We start from the raw sequence: 14196 nt of genomic DNA, 5'->3' as shown, positions 1-14196 counted from the left end.
AAAACAAGATCAAAAGATCGCAGCCTGCGGCAGCTCCTACAAATCGGTTTTTGAATCGGTTTTGTATGGCAGGTTGGTTTTAGAATCGGGTTTGTACGGCCAATTCAAAAGTCCGCGGCGATCCCAGGTAATACGCCGGGGAAACATGCGCAAACTCGGCATACACCTCATTGGTCAGATTGCGCACCCGCCCGGTCACGGTGGTGTGCGCGTCGATCTTGTAGCTGAGGAAACTGCCGAACAACGTGTACGACGGCACCGTCATGGTGTTAGCCGTGTCAGCGAACACCGACGCCACATACCGCGCATCGACCCCTCCCTGCCATTGCGGTGAAAAATCATAAGTCAGCCACAGATTGCCGACCCGATCCGGCACGTTGGTCGGCGTATTGCCCTTGCGCGACACCACCACACCCGCGGCATTTTTCTCGGTGAAGTCGTCGTACTGCGCATCGACCCAGGCGAAGTTGCCCTCGGCCAGTAGCTTGTCGGTGATGCGCAACGAGCTGGCAATCTCGATGCCTTTCGACGTCTGTTGGCCGACCGGAATGCTGCTGGCCGGATCGAGCGGATCGGTGACCGCGAAGTCCTTGCGCTCAATGGTGTACGCCGCCACGGTCGCCGAGCCGCGGCCATTCAGGTAATCGAACTTGCTGCCAATCTCCCATTGCTTGCCGGTCGAGACATCGAAGTTCTGCGTGCCGCCCGGTTGCTCGGCGGCTGTGCTGTATTGCAGGTAAACGTTGGCAGTGGGGATGAACTGATAGGTCAGGCCCGCGCGACCGGTGACCGGTTGCCAACTTTGCTTGAAGTGCTTGGGATTGGCGGCGGTCACGGTACGGTGATTGGTCACGTCAAGGTCGATATCGTCGTAGCGCAGGCCGGTGAGCAGGGACAATTTGTCGGTCAGCGCCAGACGATTTTCGACGAACAGGGCCTTGGTGGTGACCTCGTTGGTTTTGTCGCTGATCAGCGTCGGGTTGGTGCCGGGAATGTCATAGAAACGCCCCGGCCGGTAGTTGTTCGGGTCAACCGTGCTCGCGCCTTTGATGTTGAGCGGTGAGTTGGTGGTCTGGTTGACCTTGTATTCGAAACCGCCCGACCACGTCGTATCGAGCCCGAACAGGCTGTTGTCGTGACGCAGTTCGAACTGGTTGCCGTTCTGTTCGCCCTGATGCCGTACCTGATACGCGGTTGAGCGGTTCACCGCGCTGTTGTCGGCGTTGTACTGATAGGTCTCGAGGTTGCGGTAGTCGCGCTGGCTGTCGAGGTGATACAGCGTGTTGCGCAGGGTAGTGCTGTCGTTGATCCGGTAGTCGATGATCGAACGCACCCAGACCGTCCGTTGTTCGTAGCGACCATCCTCGACGTTGTAGTTGTTGAAGCGGTTGTGTCGATCAATTTTCAACTCGCCCGCCTTGGGATTGAGCACCGGGGTGCCCCAATACGGACTGTCTTCGTGCTCGTCCTGATATTCCAGCGCGAGGGTGTGCGACAGATCCGGCGTGAGATCGCTGAGCAGCGAGAACGCCACGCTCCAGGCATCGCGCTCCTGACGGTCGATGTAGCCGTTGCTGGTGTTGTGGCTGACATCCAGTCGCGCGTAATGCTGCACGTCAGCGCCAGGCTCGGTCAGGGCATGGTTGAGGCCAAACGCGGTTTCCGTGGTGTCGTAGGTGCCGTAGCTGACGCGGCCTTCAACGGCCTGTTCATCGCGCGTGGCCAGTTTGGTCACGTAATTCAGGGAGCCACCGACGGAACCGGCACCATTGATAAGCGACGACGGGCCGCCGACCAGTTCCACCCGATCGTAGATCCACGCGTCGACCGGCCGCGCGAGACCACCGGAGACGTTGATGCCGTTGAACATCTGGGTGATCTGGCTGCTGGTGAAGCCGCGATAGGAAACGAAGCCGCCGAAACCCGGCGGCGCACTGGCGTTGACTCCGGGCAGGGTGTTGGCGGCGTCCTGGAAGTTTTGCGCGCCACGGCGTTCGATGTCGTTGCGATTGGCGATGGCGACCGAGGCGGGTGTGTCGCGCACGCTCAAGCCAAGCCGCGAGGCCATGCCGCTGGACTGGTCGAGGCTCAGACCGGGTTCCGCGCCGGACTCGCCGTCGATGGTGATGGGCGCCAGATCCACGGTGGATTGCGCCCAGACGTTGACGGACAGGCAGCCGCACAGGCTCGCCAGCAAAGTGAGTTGTTTCATCATTGAATCCTGAATGCTTGTCTAGGAGTCAGCGCACAGGCAAACGCCGCGCGTTGGCGCAGTGGGCTGACAAATCAAAAACGTAGAAACACTCAGGCGAGCGGCGGGGCGCGAGGGTTGGCTGAAGGCCAGGTGAAACGGGCAGGCAGGTCGGCGCTGACAATCGGTGCCAGCGGTGGGCTGTGCTGTTCGGGCAGGATCGCCAGGGTCAGGCTGGAATTGAACGCCGGACCCATGCCGCCACCGACGGAACACAGTGGGCAGCCGAACGCCTTGGACAGCGTCGGCAGTTGTTCTTCGCTGGGGTTGCTGGCGAGCGGCGCCTGCGTGGCCGGGTCGACCGTACAGAACTGACCACCGATACCGTTCAGCTGCATGCCGACCATTTGTCCGTGACCGATACTGCAGGCGAACACGTTGAACAGGACGCAGCAATAGAGCATCCAGGCCAGCAGTGAGCGATCGGAACGGGAGAATTTCATGGGGCGGCACTTTACCGTACCGCTGATCGGTCGTGCACTTCAAAAAATGCCGACTAGGATGATTTGTTCAAATCCCTTTCAAGGATTTCAACCATGACCTTGGTGTTGGCTCAATGGCTGGTGACAATTTTCGCAGTAATCGCCTTGATGCATGTGTATTGGGCGTTGGGTGGGCAGTGGGCGGCGGCAGTGGTTGTGCCACAAATACCGGTGGACGGTTTTGTGGCGACGGTGCGCCCGGCGTTCAAACCGTCAGGCTGGCTGACGCTGGTGGTAGCGGCGGCGTTGTTGGTGATTGCTGCGCTGGTGTGCATGCGTGTCGGCTGGGGCATGCCGGCGGTGAATCACAAGGCGTTGCAGTGGCTGATCAGTGCGATTGCGTTGATGATGTTTGCCCGCTCGATTGGTGATTCGAATCTGGTGGGTTTTTTCAAGGAGGTGAAGGGATCGCGGTTCGCGCGGCTGGATACGTGGGTGTATTCGCCGTTGTGCGCGATCTTGGGAGCAGGGTTGTTGGCGGTGGCTTGGGTGTAAGAGCGGGATCAAAAGATCGCAGCCTTCGGCAGCTCCTACAGGGATCAATGTAGGAGCTGCCGAAGGCTGCGATCTTTTACGGGTTAACTACCGCTCTCGGTCCGCCGGCTACTGACCTCAGCCGGCACATCATCCCCGGCCATGCGCTTGCGGAACAACGCCGCCCGCGCCAGCAGCAGCGTAGTTACCGGTACGGTGATCGCCAGCAGAATCGGAATCAGCCAGGCATGCACTACCGGCGCGGATTTCAGCGCCGAGAAGCAAATGATCGACGCCAGCGCGACACACCAGGCGCCCAGTGTCGACGCCAGTGCCGGCGGGTGCATGCGCTGGAAATAATCCTTCATCCGCAACAACCCGACTGCACCGATCAGGGCAAACACGCCACTGAGCACCAGCAGGGTCGCCACTGGAATCTCGATCCATAGCGATAATTCAGCATTCATTCGATCACCTCGCCACGCAGCAGGAATTTCGCCAAGGCAAATGAACCGACGAAGCCGAACAGCGCAATCAGCAGCGCGGCCTCGAAGTAAGTGTCACTGGAATAACGGATGCCCAACGTCAGCATCATCAGCATCGCAACGATGTACAGGTAGTCCAGCGCGAGTACCCGATCTTGCGCCGACGGCCCTTTGAACAGGCGGACCAGCGTCAGCACCATCGCCAGCGAGAACAGGAACAGCGTCAGCAGAATCGCGTTCGACAGTAATGGGCTCATTCGAAAATCTCCATCAGCGGCCGCTCGTAAGTGCTCTTGAAGTGCTCGATGAAATGCGCTTCGTCATCCAGATCCCACACGTGCAGCAACAGAATGCTGCGATCCAGCGCCAGCTCCGACCAGACCGTGCCGGGCACCACCGTGCAGATCATCGCCAGCGTCGCCAGGCCATGGGCGTCGCGCAGATCCAGCGGCACTTTGACGAAGCGCGAGCGCGGTGGCCGGCGACCGGCATTGAGCACGCCCCAAGCGACGATCAGGTTGGACATCACCACGTCGCGACCGACGAGGAAGAACAAGCGCAGGATTGTGCCTGGACGGCGAATGCGCGCGCGTTTCGGGCGCAACTTGCGCATCATCAAGGGCGCGGCGAAACCCAATATCGCGCCGAGCAACAGATTGCCCGGGCTGATCGACAGGTTCAGCGTCAGCCACAAAGCCCACAGTGCCAGCGACAACCACGGGGCAGGAAATACACGCTTCATGGCTGCACCTCCAGCATCGCCGCCTTGGCTTCGGGGCTTGGCACCGCGCGGGTGCCGAGCACCGCCATGACGTATTGCTGCGGATTGTTCAGCGCATCGGCGGTGGCCTGGGTGTAGCGCAGCAGCGGTTCCGCCTTGAAGGTCAGGGCGATACTCAGCCCCAGCAGCAGAAAGATCGGCGCGCATTCGAGTTTGCGCAGCAGCGGCGACGGGCGCTCCTCGGGTGTCCAGAAACGCTGGATGCCGAGGCGCGAGAACGCCATCAGCGACGCCAGCCCCGACAGGATCAGCAGCGCCAGCAGCGCCCATGCGCCAGTGGAAATCGGCGCGGCGGTGCCCAGGCCCAACGGATTGAGCAACGCGCCGATCAGGCTGAGCTTGCCGATAAAACCGGACAGCGGCGGCATGCCAATGATCAGCAGTGCGCAAGCGATGAAGCTCAGGCCGAGAAATGCCATGGTCCACGGGATGACCTGACCGACTACGGCTTTCTGCTCGTCATCGAGGTTGATGCCTTTGGGCGGTTGCAGAGATTCCTGCGGGCGCGGCAGCAGTTCGCTTTCGTCCTCCAGCGGGATCTCGTTGGCCGAGCGCGAGCGCTCGATCAACTCAGCCAGCAGGAACAGCGCACTCAACGCCAGAGTCGAGCTGACCAGATAGAACAGCGCGGCGCCGATCAGGTTCGGCTGGGCGAAACCGATCGCCGACAACAGAATTCCCGCCGACACCAGAATGCTCAGGCTGGCCATGCGCTCCAGGCGTTGCGCGGCCAGTATCGCCAGCGCCGCGCAGGCCATGGTCACCATGCCGCCGTAGATCAGCCAGTCACCTCCAAAGAACGCCGAGGCACCGGCCTGACCGGAGAACAGCAGCGTCCACAAACGCAGCAGCGTGTAGATGCCGACCTTGGTCATGATCGCGAACATCGCCGCCACCGGTGCGCTCGCCGAAGAATAGGCCGGCACCAGCCAGAAATTCAGTGGCCACATGCCGGCCTTGGCCAGGAACGCTACCGCGAGAATTGCCGCACCTGCGTGCAACAGGCCACGGTCGGCTTCCGGCACCAGTGGAATCTTCAACGCCAGATCGGCCATGTTCAACGTGCCGGTAACGCCGTAGATCAGCGCGGCGCCGATCAGGAACAGCGACGAGGCGAGCAGGTTGATCGAAATGTAATGCAGCCCCGACGACACTCGCGCCCGGCCGGAGCCGTGCAGCAACAGGCCATAAGACGCGGCGAGCAATACTTCGAAGAACACGAACAGGTTGAACAGATCCGCCGTCAGGAACGCGCCATACAGGCCCATCAGCTGAATCTGGAACAGCGCGTGGAAACTCGAACCGGCACCGTCCCAGCGCGCCATCGCAAACAGCAGAGCGCTGACGCCGATGATCCCGGTCAGCACCAGCATCAGCGCCGACAGGCGATCGACCACCAGCACGATGCCGAATGGCGCTTGCCAGTTGCCCGGCAAGTACACGCCGATGGAGCCGGGCACGCCGATGGTTTGCGTCCATTGCAGCAGCATTACCGAAATGAACAGGCCGACGAGACTGGAGAACAGGTTGATTTTCGCCTTCAGCGGCCGGTGCCGTTCGCCGAGCATCAGCATGATGGCGGCGGTCAGCAGCGGCAGCAGGATCGGTGCGGCGATCAGGTGAGTCATCGCCATCATTCTTTAGGCTCCCGGCCGTCGACGTGGTCGGTGCCGGTCAGGCCGCGCGAGGCGAGCAGAACGACGAGGAACAGCGCGGTCATGGCGAAGCTGATGACGATCGCCGTCAGTACCAGTGCCTGTGGCAGCGGATCGGTGTAGTGCAGCAAGTCTTGCGTGACGCCGTCCTTGATCACCGGCTCCTTGCCGATGAACAGGCTGCCCATGCTGAAGATGAACAGATTGACCGCATACGACAGCAGGCACAGGCCCATGACCACCTGAAAAGTCCGTGGCCGCAGGATCAGCCAGACGCCGGAGGCGGCGAGCACGCCGATGGCGATTGCGATGACTTCTTCCATCAGACGGCTCCTTTGCTGGCGACGGACTTGGGCAGCGATGCGGTCTTGTGGCCTCGCACCGATTGGTGGGCGAGGGCGGTGAGGATCAACAGCGTCGAACCGACCACCACGCCGTACACGCCGATGTCGAAGAACAATGCGCTGGCGATATGGATGTCACCGAGCAGCGGCAAGCTGAAATGCCAGGTGTGCGTGGTCAGGAACGGATAACCGACCAGCATCGCGCCCAGGCCGGTGGCCGTGGCGAAGAGCAGCCCGGTGCCCATCCAGCGCAGCGGCCGCAGGCTCATTTGCGCCTCGACCCACTGCGTACCGGCGACCATGTATTGCAGGATGAACGCCACCGACATCACCAGCCCGGCAACAAAACCGCCACCCGGCTGATTGTGTCCGCGCATGAACAGGTAGAACGACACCACCAGCGCAATCGGCAGCAGCAGGCGCACCAGCACGGCCGGCACCATCATGAAGCCGAGCGCGGTGTCGCTGGCCGAACGCGGGTTGACCAGGTCGGTGACCACGTCTGGCGCGAGCAAACGTTGCTGGGCTGGCAGTTGCAGGCTTTCTTTCGGTGGGCGGAAGCGTCGCAACAGGGCGAACACGGTCAGCGCCACGGCGACCAGCACGGTGATTTCGCCGAGGGTGTCGAAGCCACGGAAATCCACCAGCATCACGTTGACCACGTTACTGCCGCCGCCTTCAGGCATGGCGCGGCTGAGGTAGAACGAGGAGATGTCGTTCGGCGTCTGCCGCGTGAGCATGGCGTAGGACAACAGGGCCATGCCGCCACCGACGGCAATCGACAGCAGCAAGTCGCGCAGACGACGAATGCGCGCCTTGCGCAGGCTGCTTGGCAGTGGCGAGACTTCTTCGATACGGCGTGGCAACCAGCGCAGGCCGAGCAGGATCAGCACCGTGGTCACCACTTCGACCGCCAGTTGCGTCAGGGCCAGATCGGGCGCGGAGAACCAGACGAAGGTCACGCAGGTCATCAGGCCGCAGACGCTGACCATGGTCAGTGCCGCGAGACGGTGATACTTGGCTTGCCAGGCGGCGCCGAGGGCGCAGGCGATGGCCAGCAGCCAGAGAGTCACGAAGACGATCGAGCCGGGGATCTTCGGTCGGTCGCCCCAGCTCAGGCTGCTGTGCAGCATCGGGATCAGGCCGGCGAGCACCGCCGCCAATACCATCAGGAACAATTGCATTTGCAGGCGTCGGGTGCCAAGTCGCCGCTCGACGCGGCGGGCCATGCGCATCATCACCACCAGGCTGCGCTCGAACAGGCGCTTGCCGTTGAAACGGCCGATCAGCGGCGGGTATTTGAAGCGGCCACGCTTGAGCTGATTGCGCAGCAGCAGATAGACGACGATACCGCCGGACATGGCGATCAGGCTCATGATCATCGGCGCATTCAGGCCGTGCCAGATTGCCAGGCTGTATTCCGGCAGCACGCCACCGACTACTGGCAGCGCTGCCGCCGCGAGCAGCGGGCCGACGATCTGCGCCGGGAAAATCCCCACCAGCAGGCAGGTGAACACCAGCAACTCGACGGGCGCGCGCATCCAGCGTGGCGGTTCGTGCGGGGTGTGCGGCAGGTCGGTGGCCGGTGGCCCGAAGAACACATCGACAGTGAAGCGCAGCGAGTAGGCAACGCTGAATGTACCGGCAATGGTCGCGACAATCGGCAGCGCCGCTTCGATCCACGCCGTGGCGTTGATGAACACGGTTTCGGCGAAGAACATTTCCTTCGAGAGGAAACCGTTGAGCAACGGCACGCCGGCCATCGAGGCGCTGGCGACCATCGCCAGGGTCGCCGTGAACGGAATCAGTTTGATAAGGCCGCTGAGCTTGCGGATGTCACGGGTGCCGCTTTCGTGGTCGATGATGCCCGCCGCCATGAACAGCGAGGCCTTGAACGTGGCGTGGTTGAGGATGTGGAACACCGCCGCGACGGCCGCCAGCGGACTGTTCAGGCCCAGCAACAGGGTGATCAGGCCAAGGTGGCTGATGGTCGAATAGGCGAGCAGCCCTTTGAGGTCGTTCTGGAACATCGCGCAATACGCGCCGAGCAGCAGCGTACACGCGCCGGCGCCGCTGACGATGTAGAACCATTCTTCGCTGCCGGACAACGACGGCCACAGACGCGCGAGCAGGAACACCCCGGCCTTGACCATGGTCGCCGAGTGCAGATAAGCGGAGACGGGTGTCGGCGCCGCCATTGCGTGCGGCAACCAGAAATGAAAGGGGAATTGCGCACTTTTACTGAGTGCGCCAATAAGAATCAGGGGTAGCAGAACAGGGTAGAGGGCATGTGCGCGAATCAGATCGCCGGCGGCCAGGACCTTGTTGAGGTCATAGCTGCCGACGACATGGCCGAGAATCATGACCCCCGCCAGCAGGCATAATCCGCCGGCACCAGTGACCATCAACGCCATGTAGGCGCCACGACGCGCGTCGGCGCGGTGGTGCCAATAGCCGATCAGCAAGAAGGAGAAGAGGCTGGTCAGTTCCCAGAAGAACACGATCTGAATCAGGTTGCCGGAGATCACCAGACCGAGCATGGCGCCCATGAACGCCAGGAAAAACGCGAAGAAGCGCGGCACCGGATCATCCGGCGACATGTAATAGCGGGCATATAAAGAGACGAGGGTGCCGATGCCGAGGACCAGCATCGAGAACAGCCAGGCGAAGCCGTCCATGCGCAGGACGAAGTTCAGGCCGAGGCTGGGCAGCCACATGAATTCTTCGCGGATCACGCCGCCATGGGCAATTTGCGGGTACAACAAGGCGACCTGGACGGTGCCGATCAAAGCGACCAGACCTGCCAGCAGGGATTCGGTATTACGCGCGTTGTGAGGCAGCACCGCTGCCAGACAGCTGCCAATGAATGGCAGAAGCAGTAGAACTATCAGGGACATAGGCTTCTAATCTGCGGAAGTTTGTGAAGCATCATACGTGCCAGCTCCCCGATCACCAAACGCCAGGATGTCTCAGAATCCTACAAAGTAGTCTGAATAGTTAATGTTTAGCCTTGTTTCGAAGAAATCAAAAGGGCCGAAAAGATCGCAGCCTGCGGCAGCTCCTGCATTGATCCCGTGTAGGAGCTGCCGCAGGCTGCGATCTTTTGATCTTGCTTTCAGTTACTGCTCTCGCTCTCCAACCCTTCATCGACCTCTGCTACAACCTTACCCTTGGTCTTCAACTCACTGACAATCACCGCCGCAACAATCAACCCGGCCCCCACCAGCGCAATCGCCGGCAAGCGCTCGCCGGCAATCCGCCCGACAATCCCGGCCCACACTGGCTCCCCGGCATAGATCAACGTCGCCCGCGTCGGCGAAACACTTTTCTGCGCCCAGTTCATCGCCACCTGAATCGCCGCGCTCGCGGCGCCCAGGCCCAGCGCCGTCACCAGCAGCGTCCAGGAAAAGTCCGCAATCATTTCGCCCGTCGGCACCACCAGCAGAAACGACAGCACCGACGTCGTCGCGAGTTGCACCACGGTGACCCGGCGCACATCCACTTGGCCGGCATAGGTGCTGATCAAAATGATCTCGGCGGCAATCGCGATGGCGCTGATCAGCGTGGCAATCTCGCCGGGAGTGAAATTCAGCGAGGCCCCGGACGGCCCCGACAACAGCATCAAACCGGTAAACGCCAGCATGATGCCGATGCTCGGCATCAACCCCGGTCGGCGTCCGAGCACCAGCCATTGCAATAACGGCACGAAGGGCACGTACAACGCCGTGATGAACGCCGACTGACTGCTCGGAATCGTTTGCAAACCGACGGTCTGCAAGCCGTAACCGAGCATGATCGCCACACCGATAAAGGCGCCGGCCTTGAGTTCGAACAGGGTCAATTCGCGCAAGTGACGCCATGAGAACAGCGCCACGATGCACGCTGCCGCCGCAAAGCGCAGGCCAACGAAAAACATCGGCCCGCTGACGGTCATCGCGTGCTGAACCAGTAAAAACGTGCCGCCCCAGACCATGGTGATCAGTACCAGCACGCACTCGGCCTTGCTGAAGCGGGAGAAGCGGAGGGAGGTGGGGGAAGTGTTCTGCGACGTCATGACCTTGCGCACTATAAAAAGGAGGACGCACAATGCGCCCAACGTTGCGCAGTATACTGCCCAACCTCACCAAGTGAGCAATATAGTGCCCAAAGATTCGACTCAACGAACTTCCGTTCTGCAACATGTCAGCCAGAATGTTCGACGCCTGCGCCACGCCGCGGACATGAGCCAGACCGCGCTGGCGGAAAAATCCGGAGTCAGTCGGCGGATGCTGGTGGCGATCGAAGCGGGCGAGAAGAATGTCAGCCTGACCACCCTCGACCGCGTCGCCGAGGCGCTCGACGTCGCCTTCAGCGATCTGATCCAGGCGCCGGACGCCCGCGACCCGAGCCGGATCAACGAAGTGGCATGGGCGGGATCGATTCCCGGCAGTAAAGCGGTGCTGCTGTCGAAAGCCACCGCCACCCGCGAAGTCGAACAGTGGGAGTGGTGCCTGCAGCCGGGCGAGGTCTATCCCTCGCAAGCGGATGCCGAGGGCTGGAGCGAGCAGATTTTCGTCTTCGAAGGGTGCCTGACGCTGATGCTCGGCGATCAGCCGCAACAAATCGGCACGGGGGAGTTTTTCATGTTTGCCAGTAACCAACCGCATTCCTATCGCAACGATGGCGAAGTCGCGGCGCGGTTTGTGCGTAATGTGGTGATTTGAATGGCGTGCGACGCGGACATTATGATCATCGGTGGCGGCCTCAGCGGCACGATGCTGGCCGTGCAATTGCTGCGTCAGGCAGGGCGGCGAACAATCCTGATCATCGAGCCGCGTGCCGAACTCGGACGCGGCGAGGCGTATAGCGCAGTCGAGCTGGGCCATACGCTGAATGGCAATGCGGCGCGGATGAGCGTCGATCCGGATAACCCCGATGACCTCACGCAATGGCTGACTGAACATATTGCGGCTGGCGGCTGGCCAGAGTCTGCCGAACAGAACGTGCCGATCAGCGAGCTGTTTCCACCGCGCGGACTGTTTGGCGTGTATGTGCAGCAGCGCCTGGCTGAAGCCCGACGGGTGGGGGCGCAGCAGGGGTCGACGGTCGAGCACATTTGCGCCGAAGTGCTGGACCTGCAAACCGATGCCGATGCGGTGTTGCTCAGCTTGAGCGATGGCCAATCGTTGCGAGGTGCTTGTGCGGTACTCGCCACCGGCATGTTCCCTGCCGCGCGCACTGCGCAGAAACACTCCAGTGGCCTCAACGCCGCCGCGCTGGACCCATGGAACGTCGCGGCCATGCGCCAACTCGATCCGCAGGCGAGCGTGCTGATCATCGGTTCCGGACTGACCATGGTCGACGCCGTGGTATCGCTCGAGCAGGCGGGGCATCGCGGGCCGATCGAGGTGTTTTCCCGGCATGGCCTGTTGCCCCATGCGCGCCGCCAGCCGCCGGCGTGGCCGGACTTTCTCGGCGACGATAAGAGCATTCGTACACCACGGCAGTTGTTGCGCGAGTTGCGCCGACACTGTCGCGCCGCGATCGCTCAGGGTGTCGACTGGCAGGCGCCGCTGGACACGGTGCGGGTGCATATCGCCCGCTTGTGGAGTCAGGCGACTGACGTGCAGCGGCGACAATTCGTACGCCATGTGCGGCCGTGGTGGGAGAGCCATCACCATCGCTCGCCACCTTTGAGCGCGGCGTTGGTCGAGCGGCTGCACGGTGAAGGACGTCTACGGATTCAGGCGGCTTCATTCAAAGGGCTTGAGCCGAATTCGAAAGATGGCATCAGCATTCGCATTCGACGTCGCGGTGAGTCTGAAACCTGCGTGGTGCAGGGGGCGGCGCTGATCAATTCCAGTGGCATCGAATACGACTGGCGCCGGGTGGCGCGGCCGTTGCCGCAACAATTGCTGGCGCGCGGCTTGATACAGCCGGGGCCGTTGGCGTTGGGGATTGCGGCGGCGGTGGATGGCGCCGTGCTGGATGCCGACGGGCGGGCGTCCAGCCGGGTGTTTGCGATGGGGCCGCCGTTACGCGGGATGTGGTGGGAGAGTACGGCGGTGACGGATGTGGCGTTGCAGGCGAAGGCGTTGGCGTTACGGTTGGTGGGCTGAGGTTGTTCCTTCAGGCGCCATCGCCAGCAGGGCTGGCTCCCACATTGGATCTGGGTGAGTGCAAAATTTGTGTGCACCCAAATCCCTGTAGGAGTGAGCCTGCTCGCGATAGCGGTGGTTCAGTCATATATAAGGTGACTGACAGATTGCTATCGCGAGCAGGCTCACTCCTACATTTGTCGCGTCGTGGCTGAAAGTGTTACGCCACCACGCGATAACACGGCACATACGCCGCGCCACCCGGCAGTTTCATCCGGTGCTGGGCGACGAAAGCTTTGAGCAGCGCATCGAGCGGTTGCATGATCGCTGCGTCACCACGGATCTGGTACGGCCCGTGTTCTTCGATCAGGCGAATGCCCTTGTCCTTGACGTTGCCGGCAACGATACCTGAGAACGCCCGACGCAGATTCGCCGCCAGTTCATGAGGTGGCTGGTCGCGGTGCAGTTTCAGGTTGGCCATGTTTTCGTGGGTCGGATCGAATGGACGCTGGAAGCCTTCGTCGATCTTCAGCAGCCAGTTGAAGTGAAACGCGTCGTTGCGCTCGCGACGGAACTGCTTCACCGCTTTCAGCCCTTGAGTCATCTGCCGCGCGACTTCGGCCGGGTCGTCGATGATGATTTCGTAGTGCTGCTTGGCCGCTTCGCCGAGGGTCGCGGTGACGAAGGCGTCGAGCTGCTCCAGATACGGCGCGGCATGCTTCGGCCCCGTGAGGATCACCGGGAACGGCAGGCCGGCGTTGTCCGGGTGCATGAGGATGCCGAGCAGGTAAAGGAACTCTTCCGCCGTCCCGGCACCGCCCGGGAAGATGATGATGCCGTGGCCGACACGCACGAACGCTTCCAGACGTTTTTCGATGTCCGGCAGGATCACCAGTTCGTTGACGATCGGGTTCGGCGCCTCAGCCGCGATAATGCCCGGCTCGGTCAGACCGAGATAACGCCCGCCATGAATACGCTGTTTGGCGTGGGCGATGGTTGCGCCTTTCATCGGGCCTTTCATCACACCGGGGCCGCAACCGGTGCAGATGTCGAGGCTGCGCAGGCCCAGTTCGTGGCCGACTTTCTTGGTGTATTTGTATTCTTCGGTGTTGATCGAGTGGCCGCCCCAGCACACCACGATTTTCGGCTCAACGCCCGGGCGCAGGGTGCGCGCGTTGCGTAGCAGGTGGAAAACGTAGTCGCTGATGCCTTGCGAGGTGCTGAGGTCGATGCGTTGGCTGTCGAGTTCGTTTTCGGTGTAGACGATGTCGCGCAGGGCGCTGAAGAGCATTTCACGGGTGCTGGCGATCATCTCGCCGTCGACGAACGCGTCGGCCGGAGCGTTCAGCAGCTCCAGGCGTACGCCGCGATCCTGTTGGTGAATGCGGATTTCGAAGTCCTTGTAGGCTTCGAGGATGGTCTTGGCATTATCGACATGGGCGCCGGTGTTGAGGATGGCCAGGGCGCACTGGCGGAAGAGGGTGTAGGTGCTGCCGGATCCGGCTTCGCTCAGTTGCTGGACTTCACGTTGAGAAAGGGTTTCCAGGCTGCCTTTCGGGCTGACCGAGGCATTGATTACGTGTCGTTGGGTCATGCAATGATCCTTAAAACGATGTCATCTCAAGACTAGGCGATGGCATCCGAATA

General features: G+C 61.6%; 13 protein-coding genes. 3 read left to right on the top strand and 10 right to left on the bottom strand.

All coding sequences use genetic code 11. The features are described 5' to 3' along the window. Positions 1-79: 79 nt before the first annotated feature. Together QOL84_RS08080 and QOL84_RS08075 are read right to left on the bottom strand one after the other, a co-directional pair. The gene (locus tag QOL84_RS08080) at positions 80-2212 is read right to left on the bottom strand and encodes a TonB-dependent receptor (protein WP_283436852.1); all 2133 of its coding nucleotides are present in this window, start codon (positions 2210-2212) and stop codon (positions 80-82) included. Positions 2213-2304: 92 nt separating this feature from the next. Next, positions 2305-2694: a DUF2946 domain-containing protein gene (locus tag QOL84_RS08075; RefSeq protein WP_129392554.1), complete on the bottom strand. Its 390-nt coding sequence runs from the start codon at positions 2692-2694 to the stop codon at positions 2305-2307. A 93-nt stretch (positions 2695-2787) separates the two neighbouring features. Here QOL84_RS08075 and QOL84_RS08070 point away from each other — a divergent pair, with 93 nt between their 5' ends. After that, complete coding sequence (locus QOL84_RS08070; protein ID WP_283436851.1) at positions 2788-3228, top strand: DUF3995 domain-containing protein; 441 nt, start codon at positions 2788-2790, stop codon at positions 3226-3228. Between the two features lie 83 nt (positions 3229-3311). On the opposite strand, the gene QOL84_RS08065 is transcribed toward QOL84_RS08070, so the two are convergent. The 7 genes from QOL84_RS08065 to QOL84_RS08035 all read right to left on the bottom strand — a co-directional run bounded on the left by QOL84_RS08065 (position 3312) and on the right by QOL84_RS08035 (position 10526). Next, entirely contained in the window at positions 3312-3674 is a 363-nt protein-coding gene (locus tag QOL84_RS08065; RefSeq protein ID WP_283436850.1) for a Na+/H+ antiporter subunit G, read from the bottom strand. Continuing rightward, on the bottom strand, positions 3671-3949 hold the full coding sequence (locus QOL84_RS08060) for a K+/H+ antiporter subunit F (protein ID WP_007910754.1): 279 nt from the start codon (positions 3947-3949) through the stop codon (positions 3671-3673). The genes QOL84_RS08065 and QOL84_RS08060 overlap by 4 nt, the downstream gene beginning before the upstream one ends. Further along, the gene (locus QOL84_RS08055) at positions 3946-4434 is read right to left on the bottom strand and encodes a Na+/H+ antiporter subunit E (RefSeq protein ID WP_283436849.1); all 489 of its coding nucleotides are present in this window, start codon (positions 4432-4434) and stop codon (positions 3946-3948) included. Before QOL84_RS08055 ends, QOL84_RS08060 begins: the two co-directional genes overlap by 4 nt. Continuing rightward, positions 4431-6110 (bottom strand): monovalent cation/H+ antiporter subunit D, encoded by a 1680-nt coding sequence (locus QOL84_RS08050; protein ID WP_283436848.1) that lies wholly within the window; start codon positions 6108-6110, stop codon positions 4431-4433. The genes QOL84_RS08055 and QOL84_RS08050 overlap by 4 nt, the downstream gene beginning before the upstream one ends. Then, the gene (locus tag QOL84_RS08045; protein WP_008085854.1) at positions 6107-6451 is read right to left on the bottom strand and encodes a Na+/H+ antiporter subunit C; all 345 of its coding nucleotides are present in this window, start codon (positions 6449-6451) and stop codon (positions 6107-6109) included. The genes QOL84_RS08050 and QOL84_RS08045 overlap by 4 nt, the downstream gene beginning before the upstream one ends. Next, a complete protein-coding gene (locus QOL84_RS08040; RefSeq protein WP_283436847.1) occupies positions 6451-9369 on the bottom strand; it encodes a monovalent cation/H+ antiporter subunit A in 2919 nt (972 codons plus the stop codon). The genes QOL84_RS08045 and QOL84_RS08040 overlap by 1 nt, the downstream gene beginning before the upstream one ends. 218 nt (positions 9370-9587) lie before the next feature. Beyond that, positions 9588-10526 (bottom strand): DMT family transporter, encoded by a 939-nt coding sequence (locus QOL84_RS08035; RefSeq protein WP_283436846.1) that lies wholly within the window; start codon positions 10524-10526, stop codon positions 9588-9590. An 85-nt stretch (positions 10527-10611) separates the two neighbouring features. On the opposite strand from QOL84_RS08035, the gene QOL84_RS08030 reads away from it, so the two are divergent. Both QOL84_RS08030 and QOL84_RS08025 read left to right on the top strand, forming a co-directional pair. Next, the gene (locus QOL84_RS08030) at positions 10612-11175 is read left to right on the top strand and encodes a helix-turn-helix domain-containing protein (RefSeq protein ID WP_283436845.1); all 564 of its coding nucleotides are present in this window, start codon (positions 10612-10614) and stop codon (positions 11173-11175) included. Next, positions 11176-12570, top strand: a complete 1395-nt coding sequence (locus QOL84_RS08025; protein ID WP_283436844.1) for an FAD/NAD(P)-binding protein — start codon at positions 11176-11178, stop codon at positions 12568-12570. A 199-nt stretch (positions 12571-12769) separates the two neighbouring features. Here QOL84_RS08025 and ppnN read toward each other — a convergent pair whose 3' ends face one another. Then, entirely contained in the window at positions 12770-14143 is a 1374-nt protein-coding gene (gene ppnN, locus QOL84_RS08020) for a nucleotide 5'-monophosphate nucleosidase PpnN (RefSeq protein WP_047598267.1), read from the bottom strand. Positions 14144-14196 lie beyond the last annotated feature (53 nt).

It is taken from the genome of Pseudomonas helmanticensis, from assembly GCF_900182985.1.
GTDB classification, from domain to species: Bacteria; Pseudomonadota; Gammaproteobacteria; order Pseudomonadales; family Pseudomonadaceae; genus Aquipseudomonas; species Aquipseudomonas helmanticensis.
Note: the sequence above shows the minus strand (reverse complement) of the source record. Positions and strands in the feature narration are given on the sequence as shown.

Coding starts and splice junctions, on each gene's coding strand:
- QOL84_RS08080 (WP_283436852.1), bottom strand. CDS start 2,212: ATGAAACAACTCACTTTGCTGGCGAGCCTGTGCGGCTGCCTGTCCGTC.
- QOL84_RS08075 (WP_129392554.1), bottom strand. CDS start 2,694: ATGAAATTCTCCCGTTCCGATCGCTCACTGCTGGCCTGGATGCTCTAT.
- QOL84_RS08070 (WP_283436851.1), top strand. CDS start 2,788: ATGACCTTGGTGTTGGCTCAATGGCTGGTGACAATTTTCGCAGTAATC.
- QOL84_RS08065 (WP_283436850.1), bottom strand. CDS start 3,674: ATGAATGCTGAATTATCGCTATGGATCGAGATTCCAGTGGCGACCCTG.
- QOL84_RS08060 (WP_007910754.1), bottom strand. CDS start 3,949: ATGAGCCCATTACTGTCGAACGCGATTCTGCTGACGCTGTTCCTGTTC.
- QOL84_RS08055 (WP_283436849.1), bottom strand. CDS start 4,434: ATGAAGCGTGTATTTCCTGCCCCGTGGTTGTCGCTGGCACTGTGGGCT.
- QOL84_RS08050 (WP_283436848.1), bottom strand. CDS start 6,110: ATGATGGCGATGACTCACCTGATCGCCGCACCGATCCTGCTGCCGCTG.
- QOL84_RS08045 (WP_008085854.1), bottom strand. CDS start 6,451: ATGGAAGAAGTCATCGCAATCGCCATCGGCGTGCTCGCCGCCTCCGGC.
- QOL84_RS08040 (WP_283436847.1), bottom strand. CDS start 9,369: ATGTCCCTGATAGTTCTACTGCTTCTGCCATTCATTGGCAGCTGTCTG.
- QOL84_RS08035 (WP_283436846.1), bottom strand. CDS start 10,526: ATGACGTCGCAGAACACTTCCCCCACCTCCCTCCGCTTCTCCCGCTTC.
- QOL84_RS08025 (WP_283436844.1), top strand. CDS start 11,176: ATGGCGTGCGACGCGGACATTATGATCATCGGTGGCGGCCTCAGCGGC.
- ppnN (WP_047598267.1), bottom strand. CDS start 14,143: ATGACCCAACGACACGTAATCAATGCCTCGGTCAGCCCGAAAGGCAGC.